A 21,412-nucleotide genomic window follows, 5' to 3' on the forward strand; every position below is an offset into this window, starting at 1 on the left:
CAGCAATCCAAGTGGGAAGACCATCAATGAGCGCTACACTCTCTTCTCCAGCATGGTCGCAGCCAGTGGTTAGACCTTCAATAATGAACGATGGGTAGCAGGCTAATTAAGCAGTACACAAAGTGCCTGCAAGGAGGAAAAGCTATTTCCTGCGAATACCTTGTCTGTTCCATTGTCGCATGGACACCTGTCATGAGTGAATAATTTTCGCTAAATAAAAAGGACGAAGTACTAAAATGGAGCTTTCTCCATCCTTCGCCCTGACATTATGAAATTGGTTGATAAAAATGGGTACCTCAAATAAACAGGTAAGCACCTGCCAGCATTACTTTTATGAAAATTAAAATGGAATAAATATTTGGTTATTGCCTTTTGACTCCCTCGGTAAAACCGGGGTCAAACAGGTAAAACATAAAAAGAGTGAGGGAGCCATTTGGCGACCACTTCCTATAGGAAATCCAACAGATCCCCCAGCTGTCCGGATCAACTGGAAATTCTATCGGAAAGAGCTCTTACTACTAATATACGAGGAGGTTTCAAAATGAAACTTTTACTTGAAGATTTATATATTGAACGCTGTAATAAGGAAACAGAAGAAGTAATTTCACAAGAGGCGGCAGCCTTTTTGACTACTCCTGTAAAACATTTAAAACAAAATTTAAATGAATTTCTTTATATAGAATCCCCTGCCTTTGATCCAATCAAAACCGATGCTATTACACTTGAATTAGATGATGTTTTTAAAACATACATGGTACTTCTTGGTTTCAAAGTTCAGAAGAAACATTCTGGTACAATAAAAGGATATCTTGAGAACAACCTACATGGTGATAGCATCAAAAATTATAGTGCTATGTTTTCAAATGAAGATGGATTATGGGATTTAAATATTCCCTTAGACTTTATCGAAGGCTTTAAAGAAGAGCTAACTATTAGTGAAGTTATCGAAATTACCTATAACTTTTTGCTTGGATTAACACAAACAATCGAGCAGCAACAGTAAATCTAAAGGATGAAACCAGATTGAATAATACAAAACAGAAATTTATCTATACTTATGTTCACCATATAAATGAGTTTGATCTATGTAGAATGGAAATGAGAGCATTTTTCGAAAAAGACACTCTGTTAAATCATATTATAAGTGAAATCGAAATTGATCCAAGTCGTAGCCCCTTTATTCAAGATCGCCTTGAAGTTTATTATGAAGGCAATGACCTTGCAGAAATTAAAAAGCAAGTACAAGCATTTAAACCAAGTGCGAAAACCTATAAAGTGTTCTGTTTAAATAAAATGGATCTAGGTGAAACGAAGAAAATCCCACATCAGGAACGTCAAGTAATAGAACGTGAGCTTGGACTCCTAATTGAAGGTGAACCAGATTTAGAAAATCCAGAAATCGTCTTAGGTATTTTACAACTTAATGATCGTTGGTATTTCGGAAAACACGAGAAAAGCGAATCCATTTGGCGACATCATATGCATAAACCAAGAAGCTACTCAACTGCACTCAATACAAGAATGGCACGAGCTATTGCAAATATTGCAGTACCTCATCCGAAAGGTATACGTGTAATTGATCCGTTATGTGGTATTGGAACCGTTTTAGTTGAGGCATTATCCATGGGCATCAATATTGTTGGAAGAGATATCAATCCGATAGTTTGCGATGGATCTAGGGAGAATATTGCTTATTTTGGTCTTGAAGGTAATGTCTCAAAAGGTCCCATTTCTGAAATAACAGAGTACTATGATGTAGCGATTATTGATTTACCATATAACCTAGCTACCCATATTTCCCAAGAGGATCAGTTTGACATTATTAAGCATGCACGACGGATTGCAGATCGAGTTGTTATTGTAACGATTGAAAATATTGATGATAAAATTCAAGAAGAAGGATTTAAAATTATAGACCGTTGTATTGCGAGGAAACATTTATTTGAAAGACAAATATTATTGTGTGTCTGAGATAAAGTTACATAAAATTTACAAGGCGCTGCTCGAATTTCTTAGTTTTGAGCAGCGCCTTTAGTCAAATGAGTCTATATCACCATATAGTTCAACTTGTTTATCCAATTGTTAAGTAGCCTCCCGTAAAAATGTTTTATTATTTTCTAAAATGGTAATTAGTTGTTGAAGAACTTTTTCTTCCACCCTAGAAGATGAATTAATTTCTTTTCTAATAATCATACTTAAATCCAAAATCGTGCTTACGTCGAGCTTATGTTTTTCAGCTAATTGAAAAGCTCGCTCTAACTGACCGGTTATCATCGGCATTCCTCCCAAAAATTTAGTTACTTCTATTTTATGATAATTTTTAAAATTTTTCATCCATTTCACCGAAATATTTTGAAAATTAATTTCGGATGGATTTTCAAATGATTTTAACTTGAAAATGAAATAACTTTTTATTATTATCGGATGCCTTATCCTATTTTATTAATGGAAAATGATTCATATGTTTAATCAAAAAAAGCTACTCTACATCATTTAAGTAGAGAGCTTTATGTTCGATTTTATTGATAATAATCTAAAATGCTGCTTAGCTTCAATAATTGAGCCATGTCCCCTTTTGCTTTAATTTTGCCAAAGAAAAAAGCAGTTTGTGGATTTAACTCGCCAGAAATTAATTTTTCAAAATTATCGCTTGTTATTTGTACAGTACAGGCTATTTTTTCTTGATCCCCCACTAATGTTGCTTTATCCCCCATAAATTGGACATTATACTTTTCGCTTAAATCCGTAAACTCAAATTGAATGACTTTTTCGTACCCCTTTAAACCAGCTCCATCATTTTCAATTTTGTTTATAAGATTTGTTAATGCAGCAATAGCCATTTCAAGTCCCCCTTTGATCACTTTGCTTCACATTTATATTAACAGTATAATTCTATCTTTTTCAATGTAAATTACCTTTAAAACCATTTTTTTCTAATCCTTCAAACAAAAAAACCTCCGCATTGGGTTATATGCAGAGGCTGTTGTTATTTTTTAATGGAAGACAATTGTTTTATTACCTTCAACAATTATACGATTTTCTAAATGCCATTTTACCGCTTTTGTTAATACGCGTCGTTCAATTTGACTACCAATTTTTCTTAATGTTGTTACGTCTGCACGATGATCAACTCGTTCTACATCCTGTTCAATAATTGGTCCTTCATCTAATTCATTTGTTACATAGTGAGATGTTGCTCCGATTAGCTTTACCCCTCTTTTATGGGCACGTTCATATGGGTTCGCACCGATAAAGGCAGGTAAGAATGAATGATGGATGTTAATAATTCGATTTTCAAAATGATCTACAAATTCAGGTGTTAAAATTTGCATGTACCGCGCTAAAATTAATAAGTCTACATTATATTCATCCATTAATTTAATTTGTTCTGCTTCTACTTGTTTACGGATATCCTTATTCGCTGGTAAATAGTAGAATGGAATACCGTAAGACTCCACAATTTGTCTTGCAGCCTCATGGTTACTAACAACAAGTGCAATATCTGTTTCTAAATCGCCATTTTGCCATTCCCATAACAGCTCCAACAAACAATGAAGTTCCTTTGAACAGAAAATAGCAGAGCGTTGACGTTTATTTAAATAGTAAAAGCTATAGTCCATTTCATAATCAGAAGCAATTTGAGCAAATTCATTTTCCATTTCGCTTATTTTACTTTGTAAATTTTCACAGTGGTATTCAATTCGTATAAAGAATGTTCCATTTTCTGGATCACTAGAATACTGACTGGATTCAATGATATTTGCATTATGTTTATATAAGAATGTCGATAATACAGAAACAATTCCTGGTTTATCTGGACATTTTACTAACAATCGTGCATGATTTTCTAATTTTTTATCATTATTTAAAGCCATTTTTACTTACAACTCCTAATCTATTACTTTTTCATCTTTTTGATTATCTATTATTTTTTTATATTCATCAAGTCATTATAAGACAAAGGTATTATTCGTTCTTTTTATATGTTCCATACTCATTCGCTAACACATTTCAATTTATCCTCCAGTTCATACAGCCCTATCCCATCTTTAATAAAATTCCTCGCTTGATTTTTATTATATTTTGCATTTTTTAACAAATAATTATCATACATTTTTCACATTTATATTTTTCTAATATCCTTACATTATTAGGAGAATGCATAGTCCGAAAGAAGTGAATTGCATACTATAGGTCACTAGGAAAATAAGGAAGAGATCTGATGATATTTGAAGATAAAACAGGAAAAAGAGGGCTTATCATTAAAAGTTGTATTTTATTTACCTTTTTAATAATCCTCACATCTTTAGCATTATATTTATTTGAGCTTTATGGTTATATACAATTACCTTATTTTGGAGTAACCATTGATTATCTTTTACAGATATGTACATTCATATTTATATCCTATTTAATCTTTGCTATTGCCCTTGGATTTATCAGAATGCTGATACTTTTTTACTTTGTAAAAAAACAATTAAATCGTAAAAAAATCATTCGAGAATATATACAGACAAATCAGCGAATTATTCAACCATACCGTCCATTCGTTTCTGTTATTATCCCTATTTACAATGAAGAAGTTGTAATAAAAAGAACAATAACATCAATCCTAAAATGTGATTATCCATCATTAGAAATTCTTATTATTGATGATGGATCAACGGATAACACCGCCTCTATCATTGATAATAATTTTTCTAAGTGTCGTAATGTTCGTTATATTTATAAGGAAAATGGAGGTAAAGCTTCTGCTTTAAACCTCGGTATTGAAAAGGCGATTGGAGATGTTATTGTTACTATTGATGCGGACACTATATTTACGAATAGTACGATTAATCATTTAGTAAATCCGTTTTCTGATCCACTTGTTGCTGCAGTTTCAGGTAACTGTAAAGTTGGAAATCTTAAGAATCAACTAACATTATGGCAACATATCGAATATGTAACATCAAATAATTTAGATAAACGTGGATTTGAAGAAATTGGCTCTATTACAGTTGTACCAGGTTCTAATAGCGCTTGGAGAAAATCTTTTCTAATAGAAGCTGGGGGCTTTGCTGATGATACTTTAGCTGAAGATACTGATCTAACCTTTAAAGCATTAGAGGCTGGATATAAAATAATTTACGAAGATCGAGCTTTTTCTTATGAGGAAATACCAGAAAATATAAAAGATTTTTTAAAGCAAAGATTCCGTTGGTCATATGGAATCATTCAAGTTATTTGGAAACACCGACAAACGATTATACAGTCTAATAATAAAGCATTAAAATATTTTGCAGTTCCTAGTTTACTATTTAACTATCTTGTTCTTTTAACAATTCCCCTTGCAGACATAGCTTTTATTTTTGCATTTGTTCATGGATCATTATCGATTTTTTTATTTGTGTTGCTTTTCTATTTTATTGACTTCCTCTACTCTTACATCGCATTTAGAATCGAAAAGGAGAACTTGCGGCCATTATGTTGGGTTTTTGTTCAACGAATAGCTTATCGTATGTTACTAACGTATATCACTTGGAAAACATTAATTGAAATAGTAAACGGTTCACGACAGGGCTGGAACAAAGTAAATAGAACTGGCAACAATTTTTTTAAATAATATAATTTAATTTAAAATTCTAAACTGCCAATTCAGGACCTGTAACTATAACTATCGCAATATTCATTTAAAAAGGCTGCGTGATTATGAAAATTGCAATCCATCAACCAAATTACCTACCTTGGATCGGCTATTTTGATAAAATCGATCAGGTTGATAAATTTATTATTCTCGATAAAGCACTGCATACTAAAAGTGGTTTTGTTCATCGAAATAAAATAAAAACACCTCAAGGACCCATTATGTTATCCGTCCCACTAAAAAATAAAGAAAAACCTATTAATGAACTACTTATTGCAAATGAAACTAATTGGCGTTCAAAACATTGGAAAATAATTAAAAACAATTACAAAAACACCCCTTTTTGGTCTCTATATAAAGAAGGTTTTGAAGAAATCTTTGAAAAAGAATGGAAGTATCTTGATTCACTTAATACTACACTGATTAAACACATACTTTCATTACTTTCAATTACTACTGAAATTTTAAAAGAGTCTGATTTTAAAATAGACTTTGGTCATGGAAATTTAAGAAATGTTAACATTGTTTCACATTTAGGGGGCAATATCTATTTATCTGGCGTGGGAGCAAAGGTATACAACAATCCAGAAGAATTTAAAAACCGCGGAATTGAGTTAAATTACCAAAATTTTAATCATCCAATTTATTCACAGCGATTTGGGAATTTTGAATCTCATCTATCCATAATAGACCTACTTTTTAATTGTGGACCAGAATCAATCGAACTCATTCGTAAACAGAGAAATGAACAATGAATATTTACAAAACAATCACTGAAAACTATAGGAGGTGAAATTTTGATTTCATCAGGAAAAGAACGTATATTGATCATTGCACCTCATGCTGATGATGAGGTACTTGGTTGTGGTGGACTCATTGAAAAAGCATGCCGCTTTAATAATGAAGTGAAGGTAGTTGTTGTGGCAGTTGGTGACATTACACATACCCATAGCGGAGAAAAAGTATTTGCTGAGACAAGAATATCAGAGCTAAAAGAAGCCTTAGAAGTACTTGGCTGTGTTAATTTTGAGGTAATGTATAAAGATAAAGATTCCTTACTCGATACAATTCCAAGAAATGAGATTATTTCAAAGCTTGATACTATTATCGATAGTTTTTTACCTACACTAGTTTTTATCCCACTACCAAGCTATCATCAAGATCATATTGTCCTTTTTGAAGCCTGTTTCGCTTCCTTAAGACCGAACCCCAATCATCTTATCAAATTAATTGCTGTATACGAATATCCATTAATATCTTGGCAATTTAAAAAATTTTGGAATACAGGTGAGTTATATTTAGATATTTCCGAGACCATTGAAAAAAAAATAGAAGCTTTCCTTAAACATAAATCTCAAAGACGTCCTGCAAAACACTTAATTTCACCAGAAAGTGTAAAAAAGTGGGCAGAAATGCGTGGTTTAGAAAGCGGTCTCGAATATGCAGAAAAATATTATATACTGCGTTCGCATATTTTATAATTTTGCTTCCATGTAGTTAGGAGGATGGATTACGATTAATAAGAATAATACTCGGAATTGGAATAGTCATACGCCAATACCACACAATCGTCCTACTCTTGGAAAAGTCGAAGCTTTAGCTGCAATTAATATTATACGATCTGGTTGGGTGGCGCAGGGAAAAGCTGTTGAAGCGTTTGAAGAAGAGTTATGTGATTTTCTTGGATTACCAAATGGTTGTGCTGTTGCTGTTTCAAGTGGGACTGCTGCGTTATATATTTCCTTACTCTTCTTAGGAGCAAAAGATAAAAATGTAGCGTTTCCAACTTATACATGCTCCGCATTAAGAAATATAACCACATTTGCAAGTGCTAATTCGTTATTAGTTGATAGTCAAATTAGTTCTCCGAATATAGATTTAGAATTGATTGATAAAAATGTAGACATAGCCATTGTTCCTAATATGTTTGGTATACCTCAAATCATTAATCGAATTAATAAACCTATAAAAATTATAGAAGACTGTGCACAATCACTAGGAGCAAAAGTAAAAAGTTCTAATGTTGGGTTACAAGGAGATATAGGTGTTTTTTCCTTTTATGCAACTAAGTTAATTACTTCAGGTGGGCAAGGTGGGATGATTGTTTCAAAAGACTCATCACTTATACAAGAAATAAAGGACTATCGATTATTTGATAGGCGAAATGATTCAAAGATTCGCTTCAATTTTCAAATGACTGACTTACAGGCAGCTATAGGACCAATTTATTGCTAGACGTGAAGAAATATTTGAACAATATCGATCCTCCGGTTTACCATTAATTGATGGTCCTCCAAATACGAGAGCAGTTCGATTCAGAGCTATTTTAAATACATCAAAACAAGATGAAGTGATCTCAGCTCTTCAAAAAAACAATATCACAGCTGTTATACCTATTAAAGAATCTGAATTAGTAGGAAATTTACAGACCTATCAAAATGCGTTTTATTGGATAAAAAATACAGTATCTTTACCCATATATCCAACATTAAAAGACAATGATGTAAAACGTATAATAGAAGTTGTGAAAAATATTTTATAAACCTATGAAATATAAGTTCAGATTGAAAAAGCTTGCCCTACTCGATCAATAGTTGGGCAAACTTTTATTTTGACTTATGATATTTATTGATGAAAGTTTTCTAGTGAAGTTTCATTTATTATTTTAAATTAATCATATATATACTACGGCCGTTTAAATCTTGAACTGGTCTATTATTTTGTGGATAAATTTCAGCAAAAACTTCTATTTGCTGTGATGACATTTCAACTGGTTCCTCTAATAGAATCCATGTGATTCCTTCTGTACAAGGAGGCGTCGTTAAAGAACCGGTATAGAAGTAAATATTATTTACATCTGGTAAAAATTTTAATAAATTAACATTCTGCTCGATTTCAATAGCTTTACTCGTTTTTTCTTCAGGTAATTCCGACCACAAATTTGCTAATTCTGTATTGACTTTCCCCTCTTTAATGAAAACTCCAACAACTGCAATTTTCCCGTCTTTATTTTTGTGAAAAAAATGACCTTCCATATTAAAGACTTCTTCATTTATTTGATGTTCACTCGGATTATGAAAATGGATTTGTTCAAGTGTATATTCCTCATCGTCAATAAGAAGCTTGTTCTCCCCTGATGAGTCATTTATTTGGATTGTAAAGCCATTATTTTCGAGCGAAAATTTAGTCGGTTCATATTTCATTTCTATTTTCACATTTTTATTTTCTGGAGCTATAATTTCATCCGTTATATTTATAGGAGACTGCTCACTTCCATTACCACAGGCTGAAAAAGCAGGGTCAATAGTTACCCATTCTGATGGACCCGTATCGTCTTCATACGACCAGTAAACTTGTGTTGTCACCGCTTCATTTTGTTCAATGTTTATTTCCTCTTCAGGCATGCTGCTGAATGAAACGTATACAATTATGGCGATAACGATTTGAATAAATAATAAGAACGAATAATATTTCACCCTGCTCAAACTACAAATCCTCCTTTGATGTTACTCATGATGTTATTACTAAATTAACCATAAATTGTGTAACACAAACAAAAATCCTTATGTGTTGAAATAAAAAAATGCCTCCCATTTTGGAAGGCTCGAACGAGGCTGGGACATAAGTAAAAAACTGCAAATTACGAAAGCTTTAATATTTTTTGTGTAATAATTCCTTTTATTATTTTTGAAATATTAAAGGAAGTTTTTGTCATACTACTTATATCATCAGGAAATTGCGTAATGAATTCACAACCATTTTTTGTGATTAACACAGTATCTGAATGTCGATATCCTCCAACACCTTCAAAATACAGTCCTGGTTCGACAGATATTAACATATTTTCTTCCAGCACATCTTTACTACCTTCTGCTACCCATGGTGCTTCGTGATTACCTAAACCAATTCCATGACCAACACGATGAAGCATATTTTCAGCGTAGCCCTTTTTAATTAAGAAATATTTTACTTCCGTATCAATATCAGAAGCTCGCATTCCTGGCTTTATTAAATTTAATGCTAGTTTTCTTGCCCGCATCATATTGTCAAAGTGTTCTCTTTCTTCCTCATTTGGTGATGTTAGAAAAAATGTACGTTCGCATTCTGCAGCATATCCATTGATGCGAAAATAACTCATCGCAACATTGGGTCCTTTACCTAGTCGATCCGATAAATTCGGAATACTGTGAGGCATTGCACTAGTCGGCGCAGGCCAAACTGCAGTTAATAAGGAAGTTGTAATTGGATCAAACATTTTTTTCTGAATCAACTTTGTTTGGATATTACGAGATAAGGAAAATGCCTCTACCACTGTTGCACCTTCATAAGCACTTTCAAAAATCATGCCCATTCCTTTATCACAGTATCGTGCTGTTTGAATAATTTGACGTAATTCAAATTCACTTTTAACTTTTCTCATTTCATCAACTAAATCAATTTGTACTTTTTCTTTAACATGAATGTGATCAAATAAATCTACTTTAATATAAGTTTCAAACCCAACTCTTTCAAAATGTTTAGTTACATCATTCAGTACGTCGAACCAATTTTCTCCCTTACCTGCAGGGTACTCCCAATAGGAAAGAATCGTGCAATCAATAATAATCTTATTCAAATGGGATTCTTCTAGTTTTGGGACAATTAATATCGGTTTATTTTTCTGTTGAATTATAATAAAAAAAGGTCTCTCTTCTGGTTTATATGTAATATTTGTTAAGTACCAAATATTATCTTCGGAAGTCACAATATAGGAGTCGAGATTTTCAATTTCTAATTTTTTTTGCAAGGTCTTGATTCTCTTTATTAGTTCATCCTTTAACAATATTGCTCCCCCACAATCTATTAAACATATAATCTATCTATTAACTAATATATGCTTCAGGTGCTGGAAAATATTATTAAAGGTTGCATTTATCCTTCAATATTTTCATAAGGATAAATACAACCCCAATACTACGATAGATAAAACAATCCACCATTTATAATTTCTACATTAATTCTTGGACTGAAGCGTTCTTCTAAAGCACTTTTCTCAATTTCATAGGATTCAGGCTTTTCTTCTACATCTACATAAAAATAATCTAAGATTTCTTGTTCCCTCTCCCATCGTCTTTTTGCTTCTTCTGCCCATGTGTGATCGTCTTGTTGTACGATGGATTGAATCATTTCATCCAATCTTTCTAAGGCTCTACTTGGTTTAATAATGTGCTGAAGACAAAAGGCATGCTCGGGTTTAGTATTAACTAAATTAAAGTCCTTTATCGATTCATGAAAATTATCCTCAATTACACCAGTTAATAAATTAATTCCCAATGAATGAAGTCTTTCTTTCGTTCTGTCACAATAATAAGAAACCTTATAATTTACACAAAAATAAGGGGTTAACACAAAGCTTTTTCCTTGTTGTGTCGATACTTGTTCATACATTTGTACAAATGCACCAAGTTCTTTCGTTGCCTTAAAAATTTGGTTTAATCTACGCGAACCAAAGTGGATAACTTCACCTAAAAATGGATTCTCAATATTTGACCGATTTGTAATGAATGTTAATCTTGCAGGATTTGCGGGACTATTTGTTGTTTCAATATATTTCCAATAGAAAGGGCGATTCATTATTTTTTTATCAATATCAATTGTTAGCTGTACTGTTAGTTGATGTCCCTCGTCTGAAATAATTTCACAATTTGTTTCTGTAAAAAAAGTCTTTAAATAATCATGAACTTGGTTTGCAAACACAGTGATTTCCTCCTTTGTTAAAGCGAAGAACTGTTTTAAATAACTTTATTTATGCCTTTTTAGTAAGAATGTCATCTAAATCTCCTACCACTTTTTCGAAAACATCAATTTTATCTCCAAGTAAATCTAATATTTTTTGTTCAATTGTATCTTCAATAGCCAAATTGTATATATGAACATCTTCCTCTTGACCTAAACGATGCACACGTCCTATTCTTTGTTCTAATTTCATTGGATTCCAGGGTAAGTCATAGTTAATGACATGATGACAAAATTGAAGGTTAATACCCTCTCCACCAGATTCGGTTGCAATTAATACTTGATCTCGTTCTCTAAATAATTGCTTTACCCAGTCTCGTTTACTTTTACTAAATTTCCCATTAAATAAAACACTAGAAATTCCTTTCGTATTTAAATACCATTGCAAGTATGCCTGTGTTGCACGATACTCTGTAAATATAATTACTTTGTCATTAGCTTCTTTAATAATTTCAAGAACCTGTTCTGCCTTTGAATTTACTTCAAGATTCATTAACATCTCGATAATTTCTTCTATATAATCAATTTCTTCTTTTGTTATACATTTCTCTTTCATTTTATTTAATGTTAAAAATGTAGCTTCTTTACTACTACACATTTCCTTTAGTAACGTCACCATCGTAAACGAGCTCGTAAAAATAGAAGAAACATTCTTCAACTCGACAATTTTGTCGTAAACCTTTCTCTCATCTTCTGTAAATTGCACAGGAACAGTTTTCACCTTACGGGTTGTCCATTCAATTCCAGTATCTTGTCTTCGGTTTCTAACCATTACTTGATTCACAAGCTCCTTTAAAAACTTTTCCTGCTCTAAACCGTGCTTCGTTGCAGAGAATGATGATTGAAATGTTTCTAAATTCCCTAAATGTCCAGGTTTTAATAAAGAAACAAGATAAAATATTTCAAATACATCGTTTTGAATTGGTGTTGCAGTTAACAATAAACAAAACTTTTTCTTTAAACTTTGAACAAATTGATAAACTTGTGTTTTATGATTCTTCAATTTATGAGCTTCATCTATGATAATCATGTCATAATCCTGTTCATAAATTTTTTCTCGATGTGGACTTTTCTTTGCTGTATCCATACTCATTACTACTACATCATACTGATCTAATGGCGTATTTTTTTTATAAGGTATTGCCGGGATAAAAAATCTTACATTCAATTCTGTTACCCATTGATTTTGTAACGAAGCTGGTACCAATATTAATGTCTTTTTAACAAGACCACGAATCATATACTCTTTCATTATCAAACCTGCTTCTATCGTTTTTCCGAGTCCTACTTCATCAGCCAATATTGCTTTACCGTTCATTTTTTCAATTACTGTCTGGGCAGCTTCTACTTGATGAGGTAGTAGTTGAAGATTTGTTAGAAACTTTGGTGCTTGTAGGCCCGAAAATTCAGGAATTAAATTCATTTTTTCAATTTCATATGTCATTTTATATAATGTCCAGCTATCCCATGGGCCATCTTCTTCAAATCGTTTATTAAAATCTTCTCTCCAATTGGACAATCGTTCAATAATCAAAAGCCTCACCTCACTAATTCTCTATTTTATTTTGTCCAAAAAAGGAAAACATATGTTTTTAAACTCGTAAATGAAATAATATTTCAAAAATATTATTATTTTTAATTTTCTGTTAATAAAATTAGATACTTGTAAAATTCTTTTGTATAATAGAAATCACTATAAGGAAAGGATAAACTATGGTAGAATTTACTAACTAGTGTATTGCTTGTCTTTATTAGTGAGTGTTTAACAATAAGGGGGTAAATGTGGATGCCATCAAAAAGAGAAATGTTGGAAGAGATTTTGAAGAAATTAGAAAGTGTTGAATTAGCTCAAATGGAAATGAATGCTTCTATTCGAGAGTTACAGTCTTCACAGCTCAATAAAAAACATTCACCAGGAGAGATAGAAAACTCTCAAATTGAACTGAATGACCCTACTATTAATTTACAAAATTCTCAGCATGTAGAAACTACTCCTACTTTTGAATCTCAAAATATTATTATCCCTGTAAATAATGAAAATCATACTTCCGAATTAAATGAAAATTCCATCGTTGAATTGCAATTAGTCATCAATGAACTAAGAAAATCCATATTGGATATAAATGCATCCCAACAGAATATTAATACAACATTATTAGAATTGCAGGAACGTCAAAATCACGTAACAACCATTCAAGATCAGAAATCGTCTACTACATTAAATATTCAAGAATTTACAGAAGTAAAATCTTCCATTGCTGATCTACAAATTTCTTTAGGTGAAATAAAAGAAACAATGGATGAACTACAAACCTCACATCAAATGATGCATACAAATATTGAAGACGTTAAAGCTTCACATTATGATTTAAAAACAACACTCACTGAATCAACAGTGTTAAATAGCGATTTCAATATCAATCAATTGGATACCCATGAGATTGATGAGTTAAAAGCAACAATTACTGAATTGCAAAATTCATTATTTGAGGTTAAGAATACATTATTTGAATTACAAGCATCTCAAAATACAGTTAGCCTAACTGTTCAAGAATTACAAAATGTATACTCTGATCTCCACGCTTCAAATATAGATTTAAATAATACTATTTTTGAATTCAATTCTTCACAAAATGATTTAAAAGAAAAACTTTCTGATATACAAACGTCTCAAAAAACAATACAAGATTCAATAGATTTAGTACAGGTAGACTTCGGACCAATTACGAATCAGGTTGAAAAATATAGTGACCGGATTAATATGTTAAAAAGTTATGTGGATAAATTACATGAAGACATTCTGAAAATGTTTGAAGAAATGGAAACGATAAAAAAACATAGTATTAAAAACTCTACACTACTAACACCATTAAATAACATTGTCCCAAAACTACTACAAATTGAAACAGATATGAATATACTGAAGAAGCAACTTGAAGCAAACTCTATTAATGCTACTCATGATCGTTTAGTTAAAAACAATAACTTATAGACTAACTGTTATTTGATAATGGGCTATAGCATTTAATGAATAATAGTGCTCACCATTTTCAGGTCATTATAACTGGATTGTTATAATGACCTTCTTTATTGATATTAAATTTGCAGTATTGTTCTATGTTCTGGATTAATGCAGTTTTGTAATTGTCCTCGGAAATTTCTCGTAATGAATCCTAAATTACCAAATTCTTTTAACTCAAACTGTTCTTTCATATGGCTTGAATAATAATAAAATGAATATGAGAGTGATGAAACTGATGAAACGTCAAGACTTGCTTGAATAGAAAAACTAACCCCAATTGATAAAAAAAAATAAACCGAGCACGTAACATACGAGTCGCTTTATCATAACATTAAAATGATTCAATTTATTTCACGTTTCTACTTCTATATTTTAATTTATTAAATCATTAACTAACTTTATCTATATTTTTAGATAGAAATCGGTAATAATATGGTTTTAATTTGGTAGAAAAATATTTCTCACCTCCCTATTCTCACCTATACTTCAATGAGTTTTTAAACTTTTGTAAAATATGAAGTAATTTCTTTTATCATCACATTTTTGGTACTATCTGTAAATGTATAAATTAAACTAAATGCACTTCCCCCTTTGTTTCTTATTAAAGTATATCCATTTAAAGCTGCTGCAGTGCCATGAGTAATGATTGTTTCAATCGTTACTTCCGTGATGTTATATGTGTTATTTTGATAAATAAAAGCCAATAAATTCTCCTTCCCTTGAATTTTGCCATGCCCAATAAGATTCACTTTTATATCCTCTGTTATATGCTTTGATATAAACAATGTATCTTTATTCAAACAAGCTTTTGTTAACTCAAGAAGTATTGCCTTTCTAGGTGAATTCCCACAGTCTTGTGGAGTGTGAATAACAACTTCCATCTCGGATTTTTCCATTCTTCTGCTCCTACAAATTGTTTATGGTTAAAGTTTCATTATTAGTTCAATTTTACCAACCATTAATAATTTATTCCACATATTTTAAAGACCAAAATCTAAAATTTGCTTATTTTAAACAATTCCTACTCGAAATTTCAAAAATTTATATGAGCAAAAAAATACTATTTATTAATATCCATTCGGTTTTTTATCCTTTATTTTGGAAAAATAGAGGCTTAACTTTTGAATTTTATTGAATTTTAAATGAAAACGTCATCAATATGAACAATATGTGAATTGTTTCACTAGCTATTTTATTTTCAGTATTTTAGGTGTACAATGGTCTTAAGTTGATATATAACACATTGGCACTATAATAAATTTTCAAGAAAGTGTTATATAACATAAAAAGATTAATGGAGGAGATCCTAATATGTGGGTAATCACAGTATTTGAAAAAAAATCAGTACGGATTTTTGAATTCAATAATAAACAAGAGGCAAATGTTGCACTCAAAGGTATTAAAGGATCCGCCATTTTATCCTATACAAAGTAAAATTACTACCTTAAACGTAAAAACACATGAAAATATAAAAAATTATTTTTTAGGAGGCGACCCTACGATGTGGGTACTAACAGTATTTGAAAAAGACACGTTTCACCTTTTTGAATTTGAAACAAAAGAAGAGGCACTAGCTTTACAAAGTAAGACTGAATATCCTTCAGTAATTACGTATACAAATTTAACTTTAGTTGCGTAATCAAACAAAGAGACTTCTCAAAATTGCTGAGAAGTCTCTTTTTCTATTATTTAATCGATAGCTTTAAAAATACATTCTTCCTATTCCAATGAAGAGTGAAATAAACAAGAGAATAATAATCATTGGAATTGTTTCAAACTCTTTGCGATTAACATGAAAAATTGCTGCGAATAGCATAATGAGAGCTAAAGCGAATCCAGCAACTGGTGTTAGAAATTCTAGTGTTCCTAATGCCATTGGAAGTATTAATCCTATTGCTCCTAACAGTTCCGCATACCCTGTGAAAATAACTAAGCCCTTCGGAACATCACTAACCCATGCCATTGCCTCTTTTGCTTTTTTATACTGAAATGCTTTTATTAACCCAGCCATAATAAACAACAATGCCAGTGCTACTTGAAATATCCATAATACAACATTCATGATGTTCTTCCCCCTCATGGAAATTTCTTAAAACCTGTAAATTTCTTTGTTGAACTATTATATGTCAAAATATGTCGATGGACATTGTTGAATAGAATATAAAAGATTAATTCAGAATGTGTTTAGACAATAAAAAGCATCCCCCTTTTGAAACACTGACTAAAACAAAGAAGGATGATACCATTTATGATTTATTAATTTTTTAGTTTTTTGATTTTAATGTCTGTACCAGACTCCGTGGTTAGAAAACATTAGTCATTCTCAGTGCTGCTTTTTATATCCAAGTTCATCTCTCTCTTATCAAAAAACGTCATAAAGAAATTAATAATTGTTCCACCTAAAAGGACTGTTAAAATAGTCCCTATACCGATAGGACCATTGAAAACAAATGCTAATACAAGAAATACGAAGTAAATAATAGTTCTCGACCATAGTAGATTTAATTTTGTTAAATCGTGTATTACTAACATTAATAAATCAACTGGCATTGGAGCAAACTTTGCTCGCAAATAAATTGTTGTACCTAGTCCTATTAAAATAAGTCCTATCAAAAAGCAAATTAATTCAGAATACCACTGTTCTGGTTTAAAAAAAGTCCCTATCAAAAAAAGCCATATATCAATACCAATCCCCGTAATGATTGCTGTAAGCAGTCCTAAAATCTCTGGTCTAGCTTTCTGTAATATTGCATTACAGATTAAAATGACTAAAGCAACAATTACTTCCCAACTTCCAACAGAAAGTCCAATTGTGTTAAAAAGACCTACTAAAAGAGCATCATACGGAGATGCTCCAAATTTTGATTGAATGGTGAATGCTATTCCAAGTGTAAGGATGATAATGCCGATAACGTATTGAACAAAAATGTTCATGTTCTTATTAAAATGTTTCATTTTCTTATTTCTGAAAATTCCTTTATCATCAAAATATGAGGAATTCCATCTTCCATAAATACTTCTGAAGCAGTCTTATAGCCTAACCTTTTATAAAACATTTCTGCATGTGTTTGACCATGTAATTTAACCTTTTCGATACCTTTTTCAATAGCTAGCTGTTCTAGTTTTTCGACAATTACTTTGCCTAATCCTAGTTTTCGATATGATGGTAATATACAAATTCTTTCAAGCTTACCAACTCCATCAACAACCCTGATTCGACCAGTACCAGCTATAGCTTCATCAACTACCACTAAAATATGGTCACATTCACCATTCAAATGATCGTACTGGTCAAATTCATCTTCTAATGGAACATTCTGTTCTTTTACAAAAACTTCTTTTCTTATATAAAATGCTTTCTCTAAATCTTCATTTGTCAAAATTTGCTTTACTTCCATTAATCTCTACCCTTCTATTAATAGATTGAAACAAATTAAGTATAGGTTAAAAAAATATGGAAGTAAATATAAGTAAATTTTGAATTATTACATTTATTTTATTAGAATTCTATAAATTAAATCTAAATGGTTAAGAAAGCCCATTAATCCAAATGAAAATCCATCATTTACGAGATTTCACCAATTTTCCATCTATTTTTTCAAAATTCAAATAATTATATTACCCTAATTATCACATAAAATTGTGACAATTTTATGAACTTCGTTTTTTTTAACACAATCCGACATTTTTTTTAAACACTCTATTATAAAATAAAAAAGCTGTAAGAAAATTAATAGAATTAAACCTATATTATATGCAAAATTAATAGTGGAGGAACATTAGTATGAGTGAATTTATATTTAAAAAGGTGTTAAGAGTGGCTATTGAAATGAAACGAAAGGACATGTATAAAAAAGCACAAGATTTAGGTTTCACACATCCAGAAGTTGTCACTTGTAGCCAAGAACTAGATGCACTTTTGAATGTTTATTCTCACAAAGTAGCTTAAATCTTAAAAATGAGGTGATTCATTATCGTAAGATTACATATTTATTATTCAGAGACTCCCAGTTATGTTAGAAATATATTCTAACTAACTGGGTTTTTAATTTTTTTTATTTACCAATTGGTCTATTTTTTATTTACCCGAAATTATATTGTTTAAACCTAGATTTTCAAATTTTTTAACTTTTATTCTATTTTTATTGCTTTTTTCAAGTATGGGAGATTATTTTAGTGTAGTAATATTGGAGTTTTGAGGTTTCTTCCGAAAGATTAGTTTATGCATAAAGAAAGGTAACTTCTCATGACTTTATATTCATTAAAAACAATGTCTTCTTTATTGTTCTTACGATATCCCGCCACTTTTCTTTTGCAACTTTTTCATTAAAAGTACTGAGGATTCGATAATTTTCATGATCAATGATACGAAAATGCCGAGTTACAATATTTTTTTGGAGTTTATAGCCTTTATGCTTCTGAATATTTTTCCACATTATAACTCCACCGAGAGTCTTTTCTTTAGGACATATAGAAATTTGAATGGCTGCAAGCTCAATCATTTCAAGAGGGTCCCCACCCAACTGAATTTTTAGACTACGACTATCCCGAAATAATGTACAAACTGCTATAGTTGTCGTCCAACTAGCAAATACTTTCCCAGCTTCGATTTTCAGTAGGGTTTTCTTTTGAATACCAATGATTTCAGCCATCTTATCAATAGTGTAATCATTCTCGAGACGAAGTGTTTTTAAATGATCAGAAGCAACTTGAATTAAAACATCGCGATCCATTTACGTATCACCTCTATCCTTTTACAAATTGGCAAATATATTGTATTAGACTGTGTTTTTATAAAAAAGTTACAATGTTTCTTCTTGTTATTAAAAATATGCTTTTTAATAGAAAATAGACTTAAATTCTAATATAAAATTGAAATAAAAAAACTGTTCCAAATCTATCAATTCAACCTTAAAAGGAAATTTTTTATCTCAAAAAAATATAATTACCTCAACAACAATATTTCTACAAAAAAAGAGTCCCTGTAAAATTAGGAACGTCTTGTTTAATCTTTTTTATTTAATGGATTGTCTTCAACCTTACCTGAATAGTTTTTAATGGCATGGACAAATTCAAATGTATTTTCTGGATAACGATAGGCAGTTAATTTCCCTCCAAAAACTAATCCTTGATCAATATTAATCGAATTATTTACAATTAGTGGCTCAGGTTTTGGATCATGACCCCAAACAATACACAAATCTCCTTGATGTTGCAAAAACCAGTCTTTTCGAATCGGCTTTCCCTTTTCATCCATACCAGCTACATCACCATATCGACAAAAGTCTTTAATACGCTTATTTTCTTTTCCTATAAAATCATCCCGTATACCTGCATGAGCACAGACAACCTTATCTACAGCTTTATGTGTAAATATATAATGAGATGGGGCATTCATAAGCAAATTTTTTAATCTCTCTTTAATATCCTTTGTTTTTTGTACCCCGTTCTTTTTTTCAAATTCATAGAATTCTTTTTCAACTAATTCATCCCCATGTCGAAGTTCCACGTTCCTTCCATCTAACCATCTGGCTATCTTCCAACCATGATTACTGTCTATCATATATGACAGCCCTGCTTCAACATGATCTAAGAAAAACAACATACATTTGATTGATTCAGGCCCTCGACTCATCACATCACCTAATGAAACAAACTTTCGACCATCTGGGTGTATATACAATCCATTTTGATTTTCCTTGTAGCCTAACTTTTTCAGTAGTTCCATAAATTCTTCAAAACACGCATGGATATCTCCAATAATGTCAATCCCATTTCCTATATCGATTCGCAAACATACCGTCCCCCTTCTAAAATTTCAAAACCAATTAAATTACCTATATTCCTTAAATATAATCGTTAGTCAAGGCCATATAATTTTCACCAAAATTCTGATCAAATATGCTTTCTTCTTATTTATTACTTTGTTTTAGAAAACTAGTTAAATTAACTATACCAACTTTTTACGGGTACATATCATATGGTCGTCAAGAGTAATTACCTTTTCAAACTTGACCAACTATCGTGAAAGGAGGAACAAAAATATGGAGCATTGGTATCGCGACGATTTAAAACATGATTGTGATTGTACTTGTAAAAAATGCAATTCCTCTAATCGAGTGGCTGTAATGAATTGGAATAACAACGATGATGCTTCGGTAATGGAGGATGCAAATTTAGCCTCTTTCGTCGATCAGGAGTCTGACGAAGTTATTTGGATTAAAGAATCTATCAATGTAAACGTTCATTCCACTAACACGCAAGCGGCTATTTCTCTTCAAGTTGGATTACAACTTGCAATTGCGCTTGTTATTAGTATTACACTCGGTGATTCAGAGGAAGGTAATGCTGTAGCACAAGAATTTTTCCAACATTTTGATACAGAACAAATAAATAAACAAAAAATCTTTGTAAAAAATTCTAAAGACGTTGACATCGAAACAACTGATACAGACCTAACTGTAAACATTCAAGCATTACTACAAGTGTTGGTTACATTAGTTGCTAAATTAGACATTCTTTAATAATAAATGAAAATCTGAAAAGAGGTGAAACGTATGTCAAAAACAGAATGGAGAGCATTAGATTATTGGGATGGCAACCCAAATAATGATGATGAAGACGTGCAACAGGAAGTAGAGAATAAGGTATCGAACAAACAGCATTCCTCCGAATGGATTATTGTAAAGGATTCGGAATATGTTGATATAAACACTACAGATACACAAGCAGCAGTGTCTTTACAATTAGCCATCCAAGCAGCAATCGCAGCAGTTATAAGTATAACAATTGGCGATAGCGATCAAGGAAGAGCAGTTGTTCAGGACCTTAAACAATTTATTAAAACAAAGCAACAAAATTCTCAAAAAATAATTATTGAGAAGTCGAAAGGTATAGAAATTGAAACTACAGATACAAACTTAACAGTGAACATCCAAGCAATGCTTCAAATTCTTGTGGCAATCGTTGCAAAACTAGATATTGGCTAA

General features: G+C 31.3%; 24 protein-coding genes and 1 pseudogene. 12 read left to right on the forward strand and 13 right to left on the reverse strand.

What is annotated here, in order from left to right; all coding sequences use genetic code 11:
* Positions 1–541: 541 nt before the first annotated feature.
* Together CD30_RS14425 and CD30_RS14430 are read left to right on the forward strand one after the other, a co-directional pair.
* The gene (locus tag CD30_RS14425; protein ID WP_036178259.1) at positions 542–1,003 is read left to right on the forward strand and encodes a hypothetical protein; all 462 of its coding nucleotides are present in this window, start codon (positions 542–544) and stop codon (positions 1,001–1,003) included.
* 20 nt (positions 1,004–1,023) lie between these two features.
* Entirely contained in the window at positions 1,024–1,971 is a 948-nt protein-coding gene (locus CD30_RS14430) for a TRM11 family SAM-dependent methyltransferase (protein WP_036178260.1), read from the forward strand.
* Positions 1,972–2,082: 111 nt separating this feature from the next.
* On the opposite strand, the gene CD30_RS14435 is transcribed toward CD30_RS14430, so the two are convergent.
* The 3 genes from CD30_RS14435 to purU form a co-directional block, all read right to left on the reverse strand.
* Complete coding sequence (locus CD30_RS14435) at positions 2,083–2,274, reverse strand: hypothetical protein (protein WP_036178261.1); 192 nt, start codon at positions 2,272–2,274, stop codon at positions 2,083–2,085.
* A gap of 245 nt (positions 2,275–2,519) precedes the next feature.
* Positions 2,520–2,840: an SCP2 sterol-binding domain-containing protein gene (locus CD30_RS14440; protein ID WP_036178262.1), complete on the reverse strand. Its 321-nt coding sequence runs from the start codon at positions 2,838–2,840 to the stop codon at positions 2,520–2,522.
* 153 nt (positions 2,841–2,993) lie between these two features.
* Positions 2,994–3,875: a formyltetrahydrofolate deformylase gene (gene purU / locus CD30_RS14445; RefSeq protein ID WP_036178263.1), complete on the reverse strand. Its 882-nt coding sequence runs from the start codon at positions 3,873–3,875 to the stop codon at positions 2,994–2,996.
* 347 nt (positions 3,876–4,222) lie between these two features.
* On the opposite strand from purU, the gene CD30_RS14450 reads away from it, so the two are divergent.
* From CD30_RS14450 to CD30_RS14465, 4 genes and pseudogenes are all read left to right on the forward strand, one after another.
* Complete coding sequence (locus CD30_RS14450; RefSeq protein WP_052126236.1) at positions 4,223–5,605, forward strand: glycosyltransferase family 2 protein; 1,383 nt, start codon at positions 4,223–4,225, stop codon at positions 5,603–5,605.
* 86 nt (positions 5,606–5,691) lie between these two features.
* Entirely contained in the window at positions 5,692–6,381 is a 690-nt protein-coding gene (locus CD30_RS14455) for a WbqC family protein (RefSeq protein ID WP_036178264.1), read from the forward strand.
* 42 nt (positions 6,382–6,423) lie between these two features.
* Positions 6,424–7,107 (forward strand): PIG-L deacetylase family protein, encoded by a 684-nt coding sequence (locus CD30_RS14460; protein ID WP_036178265.1) that lies wholly within the window; start codon positions 6,424–6,426, stop codon positions 7,105–7,107.
* A 148-nt stretch (positions 7,108–7,255) separates the two neighbouring features.
* A pseudogene (locus CD30_RS14465) lies at positions 7,256–8,168 on the forward strand (DegT/DnrJ/EryC1/StrS family aminotransferase).
* A 118-nt stretch (positions 8,169–8,286) separates the two neighbouring features.
* On the opposite strand, the gene CD30_RS14475 reads toward CD30_RS14465, so the two are convergent.
* From CD30_RS14475 to CD30_RS14490, 4 genes are all read right to left on the reverse strand, one after another.
* Positions 8,287–9,102, reverse strand: coding sequence for a carbonic anhydrase (locus CD30_RS14475; RefSeq protein WP_036178323.1), 816 nt, complete (start codon positions 9,100–9,102; stop codon positions 8,287–8,289).
* A gap of 164 nt (positions 9,103–9,266) precedes the next feature.
* A complete protein-coding gene (locus CD30_RS14480) occupies positions 9,267–10,412 on the reverse strand; it encodes a M24 family metallopeptidase (protein ID WP_211254630.1) in 1,146 nt (381 codons plus the stop codon).
* A gap of 167 nt (positions 10,413–10,579) precedes the next feature.
* Positions 10,580–11,362 carry a YqhG family protein gene (locus CD30_RS14485; RefSeq protein ID WP_036178272.1) on the reverse strand — a complete coding sequence of 261 codons (783 nt, stop codon included), beginning with the start codon at positions 11,360–11,362 and terminating at the stop codon, positions 10,580–10,582.
* 49 nt (positions 11,363–11,411) lie between these two features.
* On the reverse strand, positions 11,412–12,935 hold the full coding sequence (locus CD30_RS14490) for a DEAD/DEAH box helicase (protein WP_052126238.1): 1,524 nt from the start codon (positions 12,933–12,935) through the stop codon (positions 11,412–11,414).
* 252 nt (positions 12,936–13,187) lie between these two features.
* Here CD30_RS14490 and CD30_RS14495 point away from each other — a divergent pair, with 252 nt between their 5' ends.
* The gene (locus CD30_RS14495) at positions 13,188–14,393 is read left to right on the forward strand and encodes a hypothetical protein (RefSeq protein WP_036178276.1); all 1,206 of its coding nucleotides are present in this window, start codon (positions 13,188–13,190) and stop codon (positions 14,391–14,393) included.
* A gap of 527 nt (positions 14,394–14,920) precedes the next feature.
* Here the strand turns inward: CD30_RS14495 and CD30_RS14500 are convergent.
* Entirely contained in the window at positions 14,921–15,319 is a 399-nt protein-coding gene (locus CD30_RS14500; RefSeq protein ID WP_036178278.1) for a hypothetical protein, read from the reverse strand.
* Between the two features lie 415 nt (positions 15,320–15,734).
* Here CD30_RS14500 and CD30_RS20675 point away from each other — a divergent pair, with 415 nt between their 5' ends.
* Together CD30_RS20675 and CD30_RS20340 are read left to right on the forward strand one after the other, a co-directional pair.
* The gene (locus CD30_RS20675) at positions 15,735–15,857 is read left to right on the forward strand and encodes a hypothetical protein (protein ID WP_256464826.1); all 123 of its coding nucleotides are present in this window, start codon (positions 15,735–15,737) and stop codon (positions 15,855–15,857) included.
* Between the two features lie 67 nt (positions 15,858–15,924).
* Positions 15,925–16,062: a hypothetical protein gene (locus tag CD30_RS20340; protein WP_170215850.1), complete on the forward strand. Its 138-nt coding sequence runs from the start codon at positions 15,925–15,927 to the stop codon at positions 16,060–16,062.
* A gap of 63 nt (positions 16,063–16,125) precedes the next feature.
* Here CD30_RS20340 and CD30_RS14505 read toward each other — a convergent pair whose 3' ends face one another.
* From CD30_RS14505 to CD30_RS14515, 3 genes are all read right to left on the reverse strand, one after another.
* Positions 16,126–16,485, reverse strand: a complete 360-nt coding sequence (locus tag CD30_RS14505; RefSeq protein WP_036178280.1) for a DoxX family protein — start codon at positions 16,483–16,485, stop codon at positions 16,126–16,128.
* 251 nt (positions 16,486–16,736) lie between these two features.
* The gene (locus CD30_RS14510; RefSeq protein ID WP_052126239.1) at positions 16,737–17,378 is read right to left on the reverse strand and encodes a YczE/YyaS/YitT family protein; all 642 of its coding nucleotides are present in this window, start codon (positions 17,376–17,378) and stop codon (positions 16,737–16,739) included.
* On the reverse strand, positions 17,375–17,821 hold the full coding sequence (locus tag CD30_RS14515) for a GNAT family N-acetyltransferase (protein WP_036178282.1): 447 nt from the start codon (positions 17,819–17,821) through the stop codon (positions 17,375–17,377). Before CD30_RS14515 ends, CD30_RS14510 begins: the two co-directional genes overlap by 4 nt.
* A gap of 386 nt (positions 17,822–18,207) precedes the next feature.
* Between CD30_RS14515 and CD30_RS19855 the strand changes: the two genes are divergently transcribed.
* Entirely contained in the window at positions 18,208–18,372 is a 165-nt protein-coding gene (locus tag CD30_RS19855; protein WP_084077942.1) for an aspartyl-phosphate phosphatase Spo0E family protein, read from the forward strand.
* Positions 18,373–18,667: 295 nt separating this feature from the next.
* Here the strand turns inward: CD30_RS19855 and CD30_RS14520 are convergent, their stop codons facing one another.
* Complete coding sequence (locus CD30_RS14520; RefSeq protein ID WP_036178284.1) at positions 18,668–19,156, reverse strand: helix-turn-helix transcriptional regulator; 489 nt, start codon at positions 19,154–19,156, stop codon at positions 18,668–18,670.
* A gap of 272 nt (positions 19,157–19,428) precedes the next feature.
* On the reverse strand, positions 19,429–20,217 hold the full coding sequence (locus CD30_RS14525; protein ID WP_036178286.1) for a bis(5'-nucleosyl)-tetraphosphatase PrpE: 789 nt from the start codon (positions 20,215–20,217) through the stop codon (positions 19,429–19,431).
* Positions 20,218–20,467: 250 nt separating this feature from the next.
* On the opposite strand from CD30_RS14525, the gene CD30_RS14530 reads away from it, so the two are divergent.
* The gene (locus CD30_RS14530; protein WP_084077944.1) at positions 20,468–20,947 is read left to right on the forward strand and encodes a spore coat protein; all 480 of its coding nucleotides are present in this window, start codon (positions 20,468–20,470) and stop codon (positions 20,945–20,947) included.
* Between the two features lie 33 nt (positions 20,948–20,980).
* The gene (locus CD30_RS14535; RefSeq protein WP_036178288.1) at positions 20,981–21,412 is read left to right on the forward strand and encodes a spore coat protein; all 432 of its coding nucleotides are present in this window, start codon (positions 20,981–20,983) and stop codon (positions 21,410–21,412) included.

It is taken from the genome of Ureibacillus massiliensis 4400831 = CIP 108448 = CCUG 49529, assembly GCF_000772965.1.
Lineage (GTDB): Bacteria > Bacillota > Bacilli > Bacillales_A > Planococcaceae > Ureibacillus > Ureibacillus massiliensis.

Coding starts and splice junctions, on each gene's coding strand:
- CD30_RS14425 (WP_036178259.1), top strand. CDS start 542: ATGAAACTTTTACTTGAAGATTTATATATTGAACGCTGTAATAAGGAA.
- CD30_RS14435 (WP_036178261.1), bottom strand. CDS start 2,274: ATGATAACCGGTCAGTTAGAGCGAGCTTTTCAATTAGCTGAAAAACAT.
- CD30_RS14440 (WP_036178262.1), bottom strand. CDS start 2,840: ATGGCTATTGCTGCATTAACAAATCTTATAAACAAAATTGAAAATGAT.
- purU (WP_036178263.1), bottom strand. CDS start 3,875: ATGGCTTTAAATAATGATAAAAAATTAGAAAATCATGCACGATTGTTA.
- CD30_RS14450 (WP_052126236.1), top strand. CDS start 4,223: ATGATATTTGAAGATAAAACAGGAAAAAGAGGGCTTATCATTAAAAGT.
- CD30_RS14455 (WP_036178264.1), top strand. CDS start 5,692: ATGAAAATTGCAATCCATCAACCAAATTACCTACCTTGGATCGGCTAT.
- CD30_RS14495 (WP_036178276.1), top strand. CDS start 13,188: ATGCCATCAAAAAGAGAAATGTTGGAAGAGATTTTGAAGAAATTAGAA.
- CD30_RS14500 (WP_036178278.1), bottom strand. CDS start 15,319: ATGGAAAAATCCGAGATGGAAGTTGTTATTCACACTCCACAAGACTGT.
- CD30_RS20675 (WP_256464826.1), top strand. CDS start 15,735: ATGTGGGTAATCACAGTATTTGAAAAAAAATCAGTACGGATTTTTGAA.
- CD30_RS20340 (WP_170215850.1), top strand. CDS start 15,925: ATGTGGGTACTAACAGTATTTGAAAAAGACACGTTTCACCTTTTTGAA.
- CD30_RS14505 (WP_036178280.1), bottom strand. CDS start 16,485: ATGAATGTTGTATTATGGATATTTCAAGTAGCACTGGCATTGTTGTTT.
- CD30_RS14510 (WP_052126239.1), bottom strand. CDS start 17,378: ATGAAACATTTTAATAAGAACATGAACATTTTTGTTCAATACGTTATC.
- CD30_RS14515 (WP_036178282.1), bottom strand. CDS start 17,821: ATGGAAGTAAAGCAAATTTTGACAAATGAAGATTTAGAGAAAGCATTT.
- CD30_RS19855 (WP_084077942.1), top strand. CDS start 18,208: ATGAGTGAATTTATATTTAAAAAGGTGTTAAGAGTGGCTATTGAAATG.
- CD30_RS14520 (WP_036178284.1), bottom strand. CDS start 19,156: ATGGATCGCGATGTTTTAATTCAAGTTGCTTCTGATCATTTAAAAACA.
- CD30_RS14530 (WP_084077944.1), top strand. CDS start 20,468: ATGGAGCATTGGTATCGCGACGATTTAAAACATGATTGTGATTGTACT.
- CD30_RS14535 (WP_036178288.1), top strand. CDS start 20,981: ATGTCAAAAACAGAATGGAGAGCATTAGATTATTGGGATGGCAACCCA.